This window comes from Paenibacillus sp. ALJ109b, assembly GCF_010747435.1.
Taxonomy (GTDB): domain Bacteria; phylum Bacillota; class Bacilli; order Paenibacillales; family Paenibacillaceae; genus Paenibacillus; species Paenibacillus taichungensis.
Genome location: NZ_JAAIFP010000045.1, coordinates 1 through 16984, shown reverse-complemented (window position 1 = coordinate 16984; position 16984 = coordinate 1). Strand labels below are relative to the sequence as shown.

Annotated in this window: 18 protein-coding genes; 17 read left to right on the top strand and 1 reads right to left on the bottom strand. The window is 47.3% G+C overall.

The genetic code is table 11. From position 1 onward, the window contains the following. The 17 genes from G3352_RS30735 to G3352_RS30655 form a co-directional block, all read left to right on the top strand. Nucleotides 1-177: stage II sporulation protein P (locus G3352_RS30735; protein ID WP_205525144.1), on the top strand; the 177-nt coding region annotated here is incomplete at its 5' end. Between the two features lie 61 nt (nucleotides 178-238). Then, nucleotides 239-598 carry a hypothetical protein gene (locus tag G3352_RS30730; protein ID WP_163761708.1) on the top strand — a complete coding sequence of 120 codons (360 nt, stop codon included), beginning with the start codon at nucleotides 239-241 and terminating at the stop codon, nucleotides 596-598. Between the two features lie 146 nt (nucleotides 599-744). Then, a complete protein-coding gene (gene lepA / locus G3352_RS30725) occupies nucleotides 745-2559 on the top strand; it encodes a translation elongation factor 4 (RefSeq protein ID WP_163761707.1) in 1815 nt (604 codons plus the stop codon). Nucleotides 2560-2773: 214 nt separating this feature from the next. After that, nucleotides 2774-3958, top strand: a complete 1185-nt coding sequence (hemW, locus tag G3352_RS30720; RefSeq protein ID WP_024628499.1) for a radical SAM family heme chaperone HemW — start codon at nucleotides 2774-2776, stop codon at nucleotides 3956-3958. Between the two features lie 117 nt (nucleotides 3959-4075). Further along, complete coding sequence (locus G3352_RS30715) at nucleotides 4076-4546, top strand: N-acetyltransferase (RefSeq protein WP_063567287.1); 471 nt, start codon at nucleotides 4076-4078, stop codon at nucleotides 4544-4546. A 253-nt stretch (nucleotides 4547-4799) separates the two neighbouring features. Continuing rightward, on the top strand, nucleotides 4800-5831 hold the full coding sequence (gene hrcA, locus G3352_RS30710) for a heat-inducible transcriptional repressor HrcA (protein ID WP_163761706.1): 1032 nt from the start codon (nucleotides 4800-4802) through the stop codon (nucleotides 5829-5831). Between the two features lie 39 nt (nucleotides 5832-5870). Next, entirely contained in the window at nucleotides 5871-6446 is a 576-nt protein-coding gene (gene grpE / locus G3352_RS30705) for a nucleotide exchange factor GrpE (protein ID WP_163761705.1), read from the top strand. 156 nt (nucleotides 6447-6602) lie between these two features. Further along, the gene (gene dnaK, locus G3352_RS30700) at nucleotides 6603-8447 is read left to right on the top strand and encodes a molecular chaperone DnaK (RefSeq protein WP_063567289.1); all 1845 of its coding nucleotides are present in this window, start codon (nucleotides 6603-6605) and stop codon (nucleotides 8445-8447) included. 129 nt (nucleotides 8448-8576) lie between these two features. Beyond that, nucleotides 8577-9698: a molecular chaperone DnaJ gene (gene dnaJ, locus G3352_RS30695; protein ID WP_163761704.1), complete on the top strand. Its 1122-nt coding sequence runs from the start codon at nucleotides 8577-8579 to the stop codon at nucleotides 9696-9698. 149 nt (nucleotides 9699-9847) lie between these two features. Then, nucleotides 9848-10216 (top strand): hypothetical protein, encoded by a 369-nt coding sequence (locus G3352_RS30690; protein ID WP_063567301.1) that lies wholly within the window; start codon nucleotides 9848-9850, stop codon nucleotides 10214-10216. Between the two features lie 284 nt (nucleotides 10217-10500). Next, nucleotides 10501-10680, top strand: a complete 180-nt coding sequence (locus G3352_RS30685; protein WP_024628492.1) for a YfhD family protein — start codon at nucleotides 10501-10503, stop codon at nucleotides 10678-10680. Then, nucleotides 10673-11065: a hypothetical protein gene (locus G3352_RS30680; RefSeq protein ID WP_163761703.1), complete on the top strand. Its 393-nt coding sequence runs from the start codon at nucleotides 10673-10675 to the stop codon at nucleotides 11063-11065. Before G3352_RS30685 ends, G3352_RS30680 begins: the two co-directional genes overlap by 8 nt. 162 nt (nucleotides 11066-11227) lie before the next feature. Then, on the top strand, nucleotides 11228-12193 hold the full coding sequence (gene prmA, locus G3352_RS30675; RefSeq protein ID WP_163761702.1) for a 50S ribosomal protein L11 methyltransferase: 966 nt from the start codon (nucleotides 11228-11230) through the stop codon (nucleotides 12191-12193). A 3-nt stretch (nucleotides 12194-12196) separates the two neighbouring features. Then, on the top strand, nucleotides 12197-12871 hold the full coding sequence (locus G3352_RS30670) for a site-2 protease family protein (RefSeq protein WP_053781283.1): 675 nt from the start codon (nucleotides 12197-12199) through the stop codon (nucleotides 12869-12871). 145 nt (nucleotides 12872-13016) lie between these two features. Further along, nucleotides 13017-13781 (top strand): 16S rRNA (uracil(1498)-N(3))-methyltransferase, encoded by a 765-nt coding sequence (locus tag G3352_RS30665; RefSeq protein ID WP_163761701.1) that lies wholly within the window; start codon nucleotides 13017-13019, stop codon nucleotides 13779-13781. Between the two features lie 2 nt (nucleotides 13782-13783). Further along, entirely contained in the window at nucleotides 13784-15130 is a 1347-nt protein-coding gene (gene mtaB / locus G3352_RS30660) for a tRNA (N(6)-L-threonylcarbamoyladenosine(37)-C(2))-methylthiotransferase MtaB (protein ID WP_163761700.1), read from the top strand. Between the two features lie 110 nt (nucleotides 15131-15240). Beyond that, complete coding sequence (locus tag G3352_RS30655) at nucleotides 15241-15675, top strand: NUDIX hydrolase (protein WP_163761699.1); 435 nt, start codon at nucleotides 15241-15243, stop codon at nucleotides 15673-15675. 53 nt (nucleotides 15676-15728) lie between these two features. On the opposite strand, the gene G3352_RS30650 is transcribed toward G3352_RS30655, so the two are convergent. Then, a complete protein-coding gene (locus G3352_RS30650) occupies nucleotides 15729-16730 on the bottom strand; it encodes a Na/Pi cotransporter family protein (protein ID WP_163761698.1) in 1002 nt (333 codons plus the stop codon). Between the last annotated feature and the right edge of the window lie 254 nt (nucleotides 16731-16984).

The window sequence follows — 16984 nt, the reverse complement described above, 5'->3', positions numbered from 1 at the left end:
GAATATAACCAGACCCTTTCTCCCAACAGCATATTGATTGAGATTGGTGGCATCGACAATACAGCGGCTGAACTGGAGCGAACATCCAAAGTACTCGCTGACATGATTGCAGAGGTGTATTGGGACGATCAGAAGGTGGACAAAGCGAGTGTGGAAAAGACGTCACAAGGTGGCTAATGGCTAGTATTCCTGATATGGAAGAATAGAAGAATCGAAGATATAACAGGAGGCGAGGAATGTGTCCAGATTCGGCAAAAGATTGTTTTCCATCTGTGTATTAATGTTGCTGGGTGTTCTGTTTGGAATGCAGCTGGCAGGCAGCAGCTTTAATAGGGGCGATGATTCGACCGGCAACCCTGCAGTGGTGAAAACTGAGCCGGTGTCACCGGTTGCCGAGTCTGTTCCGACCACGTCCGTACAACAGGAGGTTAAAGAACCTCCAGCAGTACCTGTTCTGTCACCGAGTCAGGTGCTTGGCGCAGAGCAGAGCAAAGCGCCGGTCGACGTGCTGGCTGACAAAACGGCAGGTCTTCTTCAAAATCTGTCCCATAACGGAATGAAGTGGGTAGTATCCTTATTTAGCGGAGTCGCTGAATAAAAGGCTATGAAACATAGGCAAAATATACCCTTGGGAGTTCGCAATTGTGACGATAATTATAAAGTTGAGGCAACGCGGGATTGATGCACCCTGCATCAACTGTTATAATGAAGTGATTGACACTAGGCTGTTTCTGGGGGTAAGGAATGACTGACATTCGGGCAAGACAACGTAAAATTCGTAACTTTTCAATCATTGCACATATAGATCACGGCAAATCAACACTTGCGGACCGGATCTTGGAGTACACAGGTGCGCTAACTACACGTGAAATGCAAGAACAAGTATTGGACCAAATGGATCTTGAACGCGAACGTGGAATTACGATCAAGCTGCAGGCGGTAGCGCTAACTTACAAAGCCGATGACGGCGAAGAGTATCTGTTGAATCTGATTGATACGCCTGGACACGTAGACTTCACATATGAAGTATCACGCAGCCTTGCTGCATGCGAAGGTGCTTTGCTGGTTGTGGATGCGGCTCAGGGTATTGAAGCCCAGACACTGGCTAACGTGTACCTGGCATTAGATAATGATCTTGAAATTTTACCGGTAATTAACAAGATTGACCTTCCAAGTGCTGATCCGGATCGGGTTAAACAGGAAGTGGAAGATGTCATTGGATTGGATACAAGCAATGCAGTTTTGGCTTCAGCCAAGGCGGGTATCGGTATCAAAGAGATTCTGGAGCAAGTAGTTCAAAGTGTTCCAGCTCCACAAGGTGATCCTGACCAGCCTTTGAAAGCGCTGATTTTTGACTCTCACTATGACCCGTACAAAGGCGTAATTGTTTACGTACGTGTTGTAGACGGCAAAATCAAATCAGGTTCCAAAATCAAAATGATGGCAACAGGCAAAACGTTTGAAGTCATTGAAGTTGGAGCGTTCAAACCTCGCATGACTATAGTGGACGAGCTGAACGTCGGTGATGTTGGATTTATCGTTGCAGGTATCCGGCATGTAGGTGATACACAAGTCGGGGATACGGTGACAGAGGCCAAAAATCCAACACCTGAACCTTTGCCGGGTTATCGCAAAATTAATCCAATGGTATACTGCGGTCTCTATCCGATTGAAACATCGGATTATGTTGACCTGCGTGAAGCGTTGGAGAAATTGCAGTTGAACGATGCATCGCTCAGCTTTGAGCCGGAGACTTCCAGTGCACTCGGTTTTGGATTCCGTTGCGGATTCCTTGGACTGCTTCATATGGATGTTATCCAGGAGCGGATTGAACGTGAGTTCAACATTCCATTGATAACGACTGCACCAAGCGTAATTTACCACGTGACGTTGACCAATGGTGAAGTTATGCAGATTGACAACCCATCCAACTATCCTGAGGTGGGAAGAATTGATTATGTTGAAGAACCGTATGTTAAAGCTTCGATTATCGTACCGAATGATTATGTAGGTACCATCATGGAGCTTTGTCAGAATAAACGCGGTGAATATGTGAATATGGAATATTTGGACACAACTCGGGTTACCATTACGTATGAGATCCCGTTGTCCGAGATTGTATATGACTTCTTCGATCAGTTGAAATCAAGCACCAAAGGATATGCATCCTTCGACTATGAGCTGTCCGGTTATCGTCAGTCTAATCTGGCGAAAATGGATATCTTGCTTAATGGTGAGCAAGTCGATGCCTTGTCCTTCATCGTTCACCGTGACCGTGCGTATAACCGCGGACGCATTATCTGTGAGAAGCTGCGCGAGCTGATTCCACGGCAAATGTTCGAGGTGCCGATCCAGGCATCTGTGGGAACCAAAGTTGTAGCTCGTGAAACGGTAAAAGCAATGCGTAAAAACGTACTTGCCAAGTGTTATGGCGGTGACATCTCGCGGAAACGGAAACTGCTTGAGAAGCAGAAGGAAGGTAAGAAGCGGATGAAGCAGGTTGGTAACGTAGAGGTGCCGCAGGAAGCGTTTATGGCGGTGCTGAAAATTGATGACTAAGAACGCAATCTTCGAGTACATCAAATTTTGTGTATCGGAGAATGCGTTTAAAAAGACGTTTGCTTGCAAACGTCACGTGAACCCTTTCGGTACATCAATAATTTGTGTATGAAAGGATGAACGGATTTTTGACGTACAGCACAGAATAACCAATAAACCAAGCTGAAAGGGAAGCCGGATGGCTTTCCTTTTTTCAAATAGAGGGGGACTTGCCATGACATTGGCAGCACACAGCCGGAAAACAGGTGCACCCCAAGCGGTGTATCTTCACATTCCCTTTTGCACAAATAAATGTTTCTATTGCGATTTTAACTCCTATGTATTGAAGGACCAGCCTGTTATGCAGTACCTAGAAGCGCTGGAACGGGAGATGGAACATACGGTTAAAGCGAATCCGCCGGGAGAAATCAAAACTATATTTGTGGGCGGCGGCACGCCGACTGCACTGAAACCGGATGAGATGGCCGTATTCCTGAAGTCCGTTAAAACCTATTTCCCGAATTGGGCAGACGATATTGAGTTTTCAATGGAAGCTAACCCGGGCACGACCGATGCAGAGAAGCTCGCAGTTATGAAAGAAGGCGGAGTGAACCGCGTCAGCTTTGGAGTACAGGCTTTTCAAAATGATCTGTTGACAGGTATTGGCCGGATTCATAATACAGATGATGTATACCGCAGTTTGGAAAATGCCCGAGCAGCTGGATTGCATAACTTGTCCATTGACCTGATGTTTGGTTTGCCAAACCAGACCGTCGAGATGCTGAACGAGAGTATCGATAAAGCGCTGGAGCTGGATTTGCCCCATTACTCCATTTACAGTCTGAAGGTGGAAGAGAATACTCTTTTCCATACGTTGTATCAGAAGAACCAGCTACCGCTTCCTCATGAAGACGACGAGTTGCAAATGTATCTTCTATTAATGAAGCGTATGAAAGAAGCAGGTTACGGACAATACGAGATCAGTAACTTTGCCAAACCCGGCTTCGAGAGCCGTCATAATATCACGTACTGGCGCAATGAGGATTATTACGGTCTCGGTGCAGGTGCGCATGGATATGTAGGCCGCGAACGCCATATGAATATAAAAGGTATAAACCCGTATGTTGAAGCTTCCAAAGGAGGTCTGCCGCGTCTCGATCATTTTGAGATCAGCCGCGCCGAGGCAATGGAAGATTATCTGATGGTTGGGTTGAGAATGCTGGAAGGTGCTTCATCCTCGCGATTTAGCGATCAGTTCGGGGAGCCTATGGAGGAAGTGTTTGCGAAGCCTTTGGGCAAAATGCTGAATGCAGGACTGCTGGAGAAGACGCCAGACGGCTTCCGGCTTAGTGAGCAGGGCATCCTGTTCGGAAATGACGTTTTTGCCGAGTTTATCGGGTCTATATCGCTGAATTCGTAGCTTGAAATTCTATACGCTCTGTTGTATATTTATTCATATTGATTTTACAGAGCGTGTAATTTATACAACTACGAAGTCGGCTTTCCTCTGGAAAGCTTCTTATAGGAGGAGAGCTGGATGTCGGCCATATGCAGAAAAGCCGTACCGGAAGATGTTGAACCATTATTTGAAATGATTAAGGGCTATGCAGAGCGTGGGATCATGCTTCCGCGTTCACGGGAAGTACTGCAACGTCAGCTGGAGCACTTTGTTGTAGCAGAAGTGAATGGTCAGGTTGTAGGCTGTGGATCTCTTTGCCGTCTTGGAAATGATCTGGTGGAAGTCAGATCACTCGGCATCTCCGAAGGTCACAAAGGCATGGGCATTGGCTCACTATTGCTGGACCGACTGGTAGAGGAAGCGGAGAAGCAGCAAATTCCCAAGGTCATGGCATTGACATATGAAGTGTCCTTTTTTCTCAAAAACGGTTTTGCTGTTGTGAACAAGGAAATTTTCCCGGAGAAAGTATGGACCGACTGTGTTCATTGCAGTAAGCAGGATTGCTGTGATGAGATTGCTGTATTGAAAGAGTTGAATATTTCAGCCTGATAAATGAATGAACCGTATGGATTGAGCCGAGTATACTCTATCTCACCTGCGGTTCTTTTTAATTCATGAGCTGTACAGTAAAGTTGTTATGTCTTGGAGACATTGGTCTATACTATAAATAGATGAGCGTACTCATCAAACTGACTTGACAATGCTCACGTCATTTTGGTATTTTTGTATTACCGCTTAGCACTCATCTAACCGGAGTGCTAACGACATGGGACAGTACAGTCAGAAGGAGGGAATACTCACCATGTTAACAGAGCGTCAACGAATGATTCTGAACGCTATAGTGGATGACTATATCCGTTCAGCTGAGCCCGTAGGGTCCCGGAGCATTTCCAAAAGGGGAGATGTTGGATACAGTCCGGCGACGATCCGTAATGAAATGGCGGACCTTGAAGATATGGGTTTTCTGGAACAACCGCATACATCGGCAGGACGCATTCCATCCCATAAAGGATATCGATATTATGTCGATCATTTGGTTCCTTGGAATCAGGTGGAGCCTCAAGAGTTGGATGATCTGAAGTCGTTCTTCGCCGAAAAGCTGAACGTCATGGAGCAAGTTATTCAGCATGCATCCAATATTTTGTCACATATGACGAATTATACTTCGATCCTGCTTGGACCGGAAGTATTCCATACGTCCCTTCGTCACTTCCAATTGCTTCCGCTGAACGAAAGTGAAGCTGTGGCAATCATCGTGACCAACACAGGTCAGGTAGAGAACAAGACGGTCCAGATTCCACCAGAAATCTCGGTCGCCGAGATGGAGAATGTAGTTCGTTTATTAAACAGCAAGCTGGTTGGCGTGCCAATTTACAAATTAAAGTCTCGTCTTTATACGGAGCTTGGGCAAGAGATGGAACGGCATATTACACGTTATGAGGAAGTCATGCAGGTGCTGAACAGTGCCTTTGACAACGAGCATGACAATCGTCTGTTCCTTAGTGGTGCCACCAATATGTTGACCCAGCCAGAGTTTAAAGATATTGAAAAGGTAAAAGATATTCTTGACCTGCTAGATGAGACACCAACACTCATGAAATTGATGATGCCCGTGCAGGGTGGATCTGGTATTCAGGTGCGAATAGGTACCGAGAATGATCATGAAGCTTTCGCCAATTGCAGCCTGATAACGGCATCCTATTCATTGGATGGAGAGGCTTTGGGCTCCATCGGAATTTTGGGACCTACGCGAATGGATTACGCACGTGTCATTCATATTTTAAATACATTATCCCGTGATTTGACGGCCATGCTAACGCATCGCTTCAAATAAGGGAATGAAGCATTTCATTCTTATAAGGAGGTGAACATCTTGAAAGAGGAGCAATCATTCGCAGCAGAAGAACAGGAACAACAAGCAACTACAGCATCGGAACAGGAGCCTGTCAACGAAGCCGGAGCTGCAGAAGCACAGGCGGAAGAGATGACAGATCAGGAGCAAGATGAGATCGCACGTTTGAAGGCGGAAGCTGAGGAACATCAACAGCGTTTTGTCCGTGCGCAAGCTGATTTTGATAACTTCCGTCGTCGTACACAAAAAGAAAAAGAAGAACTGGCGAAATACGCTTCGATGAAGCTGGTCACCGAACTGGTGCCTGTCATTGATAACTTCGAGCGTGCCATGGCTACTGTACCGGAAGGTACTGAAGTCGAGTCCTTCTCCAAAGGCATCGAAATGATCTTCCGTCAGTTCGAGACCGTGCTGAACAATGAAGGTCTGACGTCAATGGATACGGTAGGACAACCGTTTAACCCTGAATTCCACCAGGCGATTATGTCAGTGGAGAGCGACGAGTATGAAGAAGGTACCGTTGTCGAGGAAGTCCAAAAAGGCTACATGCTGAAGGATAAAGTACTTCGTCCGGCTATGGTCAAAGTTAGCTCATAATTTCTATTACAGAATGAATTGAGTTCACTCTTGATTGTACGATGCCACCGAAGTTTAATATAAAGGTTAGTACACACATAGAGCATGATTAGGAACAACAAATACAAATAAGGATCAATCTGATCCATTTAAATTGTCGAGGGAGGAAATTTTCCGATGAGCAAAGTAATCGGTATTGACTTAGGAACAACAAACTCATGCGTAGCGGTTATGGAAGGCGGCGAGGCTGTCGTTATTCCAAATCCGGAAGGCGCACGTACAACCCCATCCGTAGTGGGTTTCAAAAAAGATGGAGAACGCGTTGTCGGTGAAACGGCTAAACGTCAAGCGATCACAAATCCGGATCGTACGATCATCTCAATCAAACGTCATATGGGTACATCCCACAAAGAAACAATCGATAGCAAAGACTACTCTCCACAAGAGATCTCTGCAATCATCTTGCAAAAACTGAAATCTGATGCTGAAGCTTATCTGGGTCAAACGGTAACTCAAGCGGTTATCACAGTACCAGCCTACTTCAATGACAGCCAGCGTCAAGCAACAAAGGATGCAGGTAAAATCGCAGGTCTGGAAGTTCTGCGTATCGTCAACGAGCCAACAGCAGCAGCTTTGGCATACGGTATGGAGAAATCCGAAGACCAAACGATTCTCGTATATGACTTGGGTGGCGGTACATTCGACGTATCCATCCTTGAACTGGGTGACGGCTTCTTTGAAGTTAAAGCAACTAGTGGTGATAACCAACTGGGTGGCGATGACTTCGACCAAGTAATCATTGATTATCTCGTAAGTGAGTTCAAAAAAGATCAAGGCATTGACTTGAGTAAAGATAAAGCAGCAGTTCAACGTTTGAAAGATGCAGCGGAAAAAGCGAAAAAAGAACTTTCCGGCGTATTGACTACAACTATTTCCCTGCCGTTCATTACTGTGGCTGATGGCGTTCCTCAACATTTGGAGTTGAACCTTAGCCGTGCGAAATTCGAAGAAATCTCTGCTGGTCTGGTTGAGCGTACGCTTGAACCAACTCGTCGTGCACTGAGCGATGCTGGAATGACAGCTAACGATATCGACAAAATCGTATTGGTTGGTGGTTCCACACGTATTCCTGCAGTACAGGAAGCAATCAAAAAACTGACAGGTAAAGATCCTCACAAAGGTGTTAACCCGGATGAAGTTGTAGCTTTGGGTGCTGCTGTACAAGCGGGCGTACTGACAGGTGACGTGAAAGACGTTGTATTGCTTGACGTAACTCCATTGTCCCTGGGTATTGAAACTGCGGGTGGCGTATTCACTAAAATGATCGAGCGCAACACAACGATCCCTACAAGCAAATCCCAAGTATTCTCCACTTATGCAGACAACCAACCAAGCGTTGAGATTCATGTTCTGCAAGGGGAGCGTGAGATGGCAGCGGGTAACAAATCCCTCGGTCGCTTCATGCTGGGAGATATTCCTCCAGCTCCACGTGGCGTTCCACAAATCGAAGTTAGCTTCGATATTGATGCCAACGGTATCGTTAACGTATCTGCAACAGACAAAGGTACAAATAAAACTCAAAAAATCACCATCACTTCTTCCAGCGGTCTGAGCGATGCTGAAGTTGAACAAATGATGAAAGATGCTGAGTTGCATGCGGAAGAAGATAAAAAACGCAAAGAACTCGTTGAAGCGAAAAACAGCGCAGATCAACTGATCTACTCTGTTGACAAAACGATCAAAGATCTTGGCGAAAAAGCTGACGCTGGTGAAGTTGAAAAAGCGAATGCTGCAAAAGAAAAACTGCAAGGCGTTCTGGCTTCCGACAATCTGGAAGACATCAAAGCCGCTACAGAAGAACTGACAGAGATCGTTCAACAACTGTCTGTAAAACTGTATGAGCAAGCACAAGCTCAAGAGCAAGCAGCTCAAGGTGCTGAAGAGCAACAGGGTTCTGCAAAACGTGACAACGTCGTAGACGCTGATTACGAAGTTGTGGATGAAGATAAAAAACAAAACTAATTCACGATTTCTTGTGAATTAATCATCGGTGACGTTCGGATCGAAGGGAAAGTCATAGCCGGGGCTCCCGTGCTTTGGCTTTCCTTTTGTCACGATGTGCGATATGGTGAATGATATGGGGGTGGAAGAGTGGCTGAAAAACGTGATTATTATGAGGTACTCGGCATCGGCAAAAATGCCAGCGACGAGGAAATCAAAAAGGCATACCGCAAGCTTGCCCGTCAGTATCACCCTGACGTAAACAAGGCTGCTGACGCGGAAGCCAAGTTTAAGGAAGTTAAAGAAGCTTATGATGTAGTCAGTGACGGCCAGAAGCGGGCACAGTATGATCAATATGGTCATATTGATCCAAATCAGGGCGGATTCGGCGGCGGTGGCGATTTTGGCGGCGGCGGCTTTGGCGACATCTTCGATATGTTCTTTGGCGGTGGCGGTGGACGACGTGATCCAAATGCTCCGCAACGGGGGAACGATCTGCAATATACCATGACGATTGAGTTCAAGGAAGCGGTATTTGGTAAGGAAACCGACATTACCATTCCTCGTACCGAAGGCTGTGATACTTGTCATGGCTCAGGTGCGAAACCAGGAACTAAACCAGAAACCTGTTCCGTCTGCCAAGGTAGCGGTCAACAGGAAGTGGTTCAAAATACACCGTTTGGCCGTATGGTCAACCGTCGTGCGTGTTCGAACTGTAATGGTTCTGGACAAATTATCAAGGAAAAATGTACAACGTGCAGCGGCAGCGGTAAAGTACGCAAACAACGCAAAATTCATGTTCGCATTCCAGCGGGTGTAGATGACGGCGCTCAATTGCGTATGACTGGTGAAGGTGAAGGTGGTCTTCGCGGAGGACCAGCAGGAGATCTGTATATTGTCATCCGTGTGAAATCACATGATTTCTTCGAGCGTGAAGGCGATGATATCTATTGCGAAATTCCGCTCACTTTTGCTCAGGCCGCATTGGGAGATGAGATTGAAATTCCAACGCTGTCCGAGAAAGTGAAGCTCAAAGTACCTGCCGGTACACAGACAGGAACGTACTTCCGTCTCAAAGGCAAAGGCGTACCACGCCTGCGCGGTATGGGGCAAGGGGATCAGCATGTGAAAGTCGTTGTAGTTACGCCTAGCAAGCTGAATGACGAGCAGAAAGATCTGCTTCGCCAAATCGCTGCGCTGGATGGAGAACAAACTCATGAGCATGAGCAATCCTTCTTTGACCGGGTGAAACGGGCTTTCCGTGGAGACTGAGTCTTAATCATTAATTTAAAAGGACACCACAGCGGTTTTTCCGCAGGGTGTCCTTTTTTGCATAATATGGGCGCGCTTGCGGAAAGATACCAGACATGAGCATTCAGTGGTTTACTGATGTGCCGAAACTAGGGAAGCAGGTGAACCGGATGACCGAAAAAAATATTTTGGCTTATTTCCATAGCCCGGAGCAAGCGGAAGGGGCAGCCAAAAAACTGGAGGCATTACGAGTGGAAGACCTGTCTATCAATCGATTCAGTCGTTATGCGGGTGTCGGGCCAAGCGGAGCATCCTATACACCAGGCGTATCCGGCAGTTTTTCTTCCTGGGTACCAGGTGCTCTAGGCACAAATGCCAGCGCGGGAATCATGGCGGCAGCAGATCCTTCTGCGAGCGGTATGAGCGATGGAGGACAAGAGGGTCCGACAGGCAGAGATGTATTACTGACCGTCGTTGTTGACGAGGCAGTACATCACCGTGCCCTATCGATTATCGAACAAGCCGGCGGTATGATTTAGGTTTTCAATTAATTTCTATTCACTGAGCATCTATATAAGTTTCAACTTAAACATTTACATGTTAACGGAGAGGACAGAAAAAACCTGGAGAAGCGAAGCGTTCGCCTGAAAGCTTTCGCAAGAAAGCTACTTCGGAAGCATACGCTATCCCTGGATTTTCCCCTTTAAGAAAGGGAATCAAAAAAATCTGGGGATAACAGCGATCGGAAGGTTGTTCTGTCATCGGAGTGTCAGTGTAAATACTCTTTAGTTGAACTTATACAATTTGAAGGAGGAACATAACGATGGCAGAACATGAACGTCCAGGCAAGATTTTGACGAAAACCGAAAAGATGAAGCGAATGCAGTCCGCCAAAAATGAGGATGTGGAATTCAGTGCCGAAGCTGCGGATCATGAAGATATAGAGGCTTTGCGCCGCAGTGAAGCGGCCGATCGTCGTCAGGGTCGGGAGATTCATGACTGAAGATCGCTCTGCAGTGATTATCGAAGCGATGTTTACAAGCTGGTCCGAGGCTGAATCTGCACGCAGAGCTCTGGAATTGCTGCATCCAAACCAACTGAGTATCGAGAGTCTGAATGGCACATCGTCTTCAGTGGATCGGGGAGCGGCTGAGAGCACAGATAACTCAACCATGGCCGTGATTGGGGGATTCAGTGGTGAGCTGAATGTACTTTCCCTCATTAGCGACGAGACCGAAGTATTGTCGGGTGGACAAGTGTATGACGATCCGGATGCTGGCTCTGAAAGCAGGCCCAAGCAAGAAATCTTGCTGACCGTATCCGTATCCAGTGACTCTCTCCCGCAAGCTGCAGAGATGATTACCCAGAATGGTGGACGCTTTTGCTAACAAGTTAATCGAGTGTAGTCATAATTAAAACAGGGTATTCGAGCAGTCAGGCTGCGGGTATCCTGTTTTTGTTGTTTCTTTTACTGCTGCGGTTTTGTACTCCTGCTCGCTTGTGTAGTACAATGGTTGGGATGTTTGAAAAATGAGGAGGAAAAACGAAGTATGTTATGGCATGAACTAACAATACATACCACAGAAGAAGCTGTGGAGATGATTTCGAATTTTTTACATGAAGCGGGTGCTGGAGGGGTCTCAATTGAAGAGTCCGGTACTTTAAATAAAAAGCGGGATACAACGTATGGCGAGTTGTACGAGTTTCCATTGAATGATATTCCTGAAGGCTTTGCGGTCATTAAAGGATACTTCTCCGAAGGTACGGATATGGATGCATTGCAATCTGAAGTAAGTCCGCGTATTGATCAACTTTCCGAATTCGATATCCAAACGGGCGAGGTTCGTTTTGAGACGCGAACAGTGGATGAAAATGACTGGGCGAATGCCTGGAAACAATATTTCAAGCCGGTACGTGTCTCGGAACGTCTGACCATTAAACCGACATGGGAAGAGTATACGCCGGAAAGCCCAAATGAGAAAATTATTGAGCTTGATCCAGGCATGGCGTTTGGTACAGGAACACATCCAACCACTTCGCTTTGTCTGCGTACACTGGAATCGGTCATTCAGGGTGGCGAGGAAGTCATTGACGTAGGTACAGGCTCTGGCATCTTGGCCATTGGAGCTGTCCATCTTGGAGCAAAACATGTGCTCGCGCTGGACCTCGATCCGGTTGCGGTAGCAAGTGCCAAGGAAAATGTGGAACTGAATGGGCTGGGACAACAAATTACGGTGAAAGAGAGTGATCTGCTGTCTGTTCTGGGCAGTCAGGATCCTGCGCTGGGCGTGAAGCTTCCCGTGAAAGTTATCGTTGCCAACATTTTGGCTGAGATTATTATGCTGTTTGTGGATGATGTCTATCATGCGCTTGAGTCTGGCGGCGTTTATATTACTTCAGGCATCTGGAAAAATAAAGAGCAGCTTGTCCATGATGCGCTCGTTGCTTCCGGCTTCGAAATAAGTTCGGTTCATCGCGATGAGGACTGGATCGCGTTTGTGGCCAGAAAGAGGTAACTGATGGACTTAAACTCGTTCTTTCGTTATCCGCTGGATCAACTGCCGTTCTTCCTGTTGACGATCCTGATTGCTTTTACGGTGCATGAATTCTCTCATGCCTATTTTGCCAACAAATTCGGCGATCCAACAGCCAAGCTGCTGGGCCGGGTTACACTGAATCCAGTCGTACATTTTGACTTGTTTGGTGTGTTGCTGCTCCTTATTGCCGGTTTTGGTTGGGCACGTCCTGTTCCAGTGAATCGGGCCAACTTCGACAAACCGAGATTAATGGGTGTCATTGTATCCGTAGCAGGCCCTTTGAGCAACTTGCTGCTTGCGATCATCGGTACGATCATCTATGCGTCCCTGGTTGGGTCGGGAGCACTGGGTGGTATTGAAAATGAGCGTTTGTTAACGGCGATCTCGACCTTCTTTTACATGTTTAACCTGACGAACTTTTTCCTATTTTTGTTTAACCTTATTCCATTGCCGCCGCTGGACGGTTATCGAATTCTTGAGGACTTACTGCCCCCTTCAATTAGCCGCAAGCTGCAGGGAGTTGAGCAATGGTCCGTATTTATTTTCCTGCTGATTCTTGTAATCCCACCGTTGCAAAGAGCAACGATTCAGCCGTTATACCAATTGGCTTATGATATGTATGTAGATTTTTCATATTTGATTTTGAAACTATTTTAAGAGGAAGAATTAGGAGCGCTTTTGGACTGAAATACTGGTCAGAAGGACATAAAAGTTGTATGATCATCTGTGGCGATTGGATTCACGCCTGCCATGAGTCGGGGTGAATTCCAGTCATAACAGGATAGAATGGGTGGACAGACTAATGCAGCGTTATTTTGTATCTGCAGAACAGTTTAATGAACATTCCGTGGTTATCACGGGTGATGATGCGCGCCATATCGGCAAAGTAATGCGTGGTAAACCTGGAGATAAACTGATTGTCAGTGACGGAAACTCCAAAGAAGCTTTGGTGGAGATTGAAAGCATCGAAGCCCAGCAAGTAACAGCGAATATTGTGGAATCTCTCGAAATGGACCATGAAGCACGGATACGTGTAACCGTGGCTCAAAGCTTGCCAAAAGGCGATAAGATGGAGACGGTCATCCAAAGATGTACAGAGATCGGAGCGGTTTCATTTGTTCCTTTCCTGTCTGAGCGTACGATTGTGCAATATGATGCCAAGAAAGAAGGCAAACGGTTGGAGCGGTGGCGGAAAATCGCCAAGGAAGCCGCTGAACAAAGCCATCGGAACCGCATTCCATCCGTCGAGCAGCCACTTTCCTGGAAAGGGCTGCTATCTTCTTTTGAGGGCTACAGTCTGGTATGTTATTGTTATGAAAAGGAAAACGGCAAGCAGTTAAGAGACGCATTGAAGCCGTTTGTGGAGCAGCTTGCACCTGGTGCGAGTGCAGAAGTGTTGATCGTTGTTGGACCTGAGGGCGGATTCTCGGAGAGGGAAACGATTGAAGCCGATCAGGCGGGTGCTGTATCCGTTGGACTGGGCAAACGCATCTTGCGGGCCGAGACAGCCGGAATGGCGGCGCTAACTTGTGTCTTATATGAATCCGGAGAAATGGGGGGAATGTAATTATGCCATCCGTGGCGTTTTACACCTTAGGCTGCAAAGTTAATTTTTATGATACAGAGGCGATTTGGCAATTGTTCAAAAATGAAGGATACGATCAGGTAGACTTTGACGAACAGACAGCGGATGTATACTTGATTAATACTTGTACAGTAACCAATACCGGCGACAAAAAGAGCCGCCAGATTATCCGTCGTGCGATTCGGCGCAACCCGGATGCGATTGTAGCCGTTACAGGCTGTTACGCGCAAACTTCTCCAGCAGAGATTTTGGACATCCCTGGTGTGGATCTTGTTATCGGTACACAGGATCGGGACAAAATCTTGCCATATGTCAATGAAATTCAGGAATCTCGTCAGCCCGTCAATGCTGTGCGCAACATCATGAAAACGCGGGTGTTTGAGGAGATGGACGTACCGGATTTTGCCGATCGTACCCGTGCATTTCTGAAAATTCAGGATGGCTGCAATAACTTCTGTACGTTCTGCATTATTCCGTGGTCACGTGGACTTTCCCGTAGCCGGGAAGCAAATAGCATCATTCAACAGGCACATCAACTCGTGCATGCCGGATACAAGGAAATTGTCCTGACAGGCATTCATACTGGTGGATACGGGGATGACATGGAGAATTACGATCTGACGGATCTACTATGGGACTTGGACAAAGTGGAAGGTCTGGAGCGTATTCGGATCAGCTCGATCGAAGCCAGCCAGATTGATGATCGGATGCTGGATGTGATCAAACGTTCAGACAAACTTGTGCGCCACTTCCACATTCCGCTGCAAGCGGGTGATGATACCGTACTGAAACGTATGCGCCGTAAATATACGACCGAAGAGTTTTATAATAAAATGCTTCGCATTCGGGAAGCGATGCCGGATGTAGCGATTACAACCGACGTTATTGTTGGGTTCCCGGGTGAGACGGATGAGATGTTCCGTAACGGCTACGAGCTGATGAAGAAAATCGGTTTTTCCGAAATGCACGTATTCCCATATTCCAAGCGGACCGGAACACCGGCAGCGCGTATGGAGGATCAAGTGGATGAGGAAGTTAAAAATGCACGCGTGCATGAACTGATTGATCTATCCGAGCAAATGCAACTGGCATACGCCAAACAGTTTGTGGGGCAAGTACTGGATGTCATTCCTGAAGGTGAAGCCAAGGGCCGTGAAGGCAGTGGTAAACTGCACGGTTACAGTGACAATTACATTCAGCTGGTCTTTGATGGTTCCATGGATATGGTCGGCAAAGTATGCCGTGTCAAAGTGACCGAGGCGGGTGTGAATGAAAGCCAGGCTACGCTGGTTCGTGTGTTGGAAGAAAATCTCAAGTCCGCAGCGATTTAATCGAGGCGTCAGAAACAAGGATTTCATTTCCTTGGGGAGCGTACCCGTGGAGATGAGGTCCTTCTTTTTCCAAAAAAAATGAAGACAATTCCGTAATGGGGGAGAGCAACATGAATAGAAAAGAAATTTCAGCAGGCGGAGTCGTCTACCGCACGGGAGAAGACGGAAAGCTTCAAATTCAACTGATTGTAGATCGCTACGGCAAAACGACTCTCGCCAAGGGCAAAATGGAAGATGGAGAAACGGTGGAACAGACTGCACTACGTGAGATTCTGGAAGAGACAGGCATGGTTGGCCGAATAGTAGAACCCGTCGATATCATCGCCTATACGTATCAGCATGCAGAGTTTGGTCCAGTGGACAAGGAAGTTCATTATTATCTCGTTGAAGCGGAAAGTGGCGACCTGCAGCCTCAGATTGAAGAAATCAAAGGTGTGGATTGGTACACTCCAGAAGAAGCTTGGTCCAGACAGCAGCAAAGTGGATACGATAATAACGATGACATTTTACGTGTGGCACTGAGCAAATTAGGCATTAACGTATAGCTATTTTCTATTGAGTGACGTATCGCTACTGTTTGTTGAGAGCGTTTTGAGCATCAGGCCACGGGTGACTTCGCCACTGGGGTGGAGACCGGTGGTTTTTTGTGCCAAATCGGCAAGTAACAGAACGGCAAGGCAAGCAGTGAACTGGTGACGTTAAAAAGGGTCTGGGCGTGCGCAATCTGCGCCCCGTTATCCGCTGATAGCCAGGCCGAAGCTGCATGCAGCTGGCCGATCAGCGGCATAAATAGCAGCGCCCCCGCTATGTTTAATACGACATGGGAGGCTGCGACAAATTTGCCTGCGGATGCTCCGCCAGCGGCTGCAATCACGGCAGTGATACAGGTCCCCACGTTCGACCCGATCACAATGGCGATGCCGATCTCCACAGGCAGCACGCCTGTGGCTGCAAGCGTAATGGCCATGCTAATGACGGCTGCGCTGCTATGAATGAGCGCCGTCAGACAGGCACCAGCCAGAAATCCCCACCACAAGCTGTCGGCTGAGCGATCCAGAAACCACTGGAATACACCCATACTTCGCAGGGGTACAGCAATGGATTGCATCACTTGGATGCCTGTCATGACTAAGGCAAATCCGGCTGACGCGAGAAAGCTGTATTGTATGGTAAAGAGCGTCCGGCGTGTGCGTTCAGGAGCGAACTGATTTCGTTCACCAAGCACAACAAAGACGGCCCAGCCTGTCAGAGACAAGGCAAGCAGAGGCAGGGAAACCCGCCCAATCTGCAGACCGACCAACTCGGTGGTCAGGCACGTCCCGATGTTGGTGCCAAGAATAATGCCAAGTGTGCGTCCGTAGGTAATTAATCTGGCGTTCGCCAGTCCAATGGTTAGTACGGTGACGGCAGTACTGCTTTGCAGCAGGGCTGTAGCGCCCGCGCTAAAAGCCATGCCTTTCCAGGGAGCAGAGGTAGCCCGGCTCAGCCATCCAGCCAGCATGGGCCCGGCCATCCGCTGTAAGGCTGTTTCCATCAGCTTCATCCCGCCAAAAAAGATAAGAAGCCCATACAGTAGGGGCAGCACAACATCTCTAAACATGAGTTAACATCATTCCTTCCGTGCATATCCTTATTCTCATCCTATGAGTAAGTAAGGACAACCATGACAGGCTAACGGAATTCTGGAATCAATAGGGATCGAAAGATACGGAGACTCTGCAAACGTAGCGAAGGGGATGGAATTGGAACTGAAGAAGCGAAGCGCTCGCCTTTGTCTCCGGATTTTCCCTTTTGAGAAAGGGAAGCAGAAAAGTCTGGAATCAATAGCGATCGAAAGTCCGATTCATCCCCGAA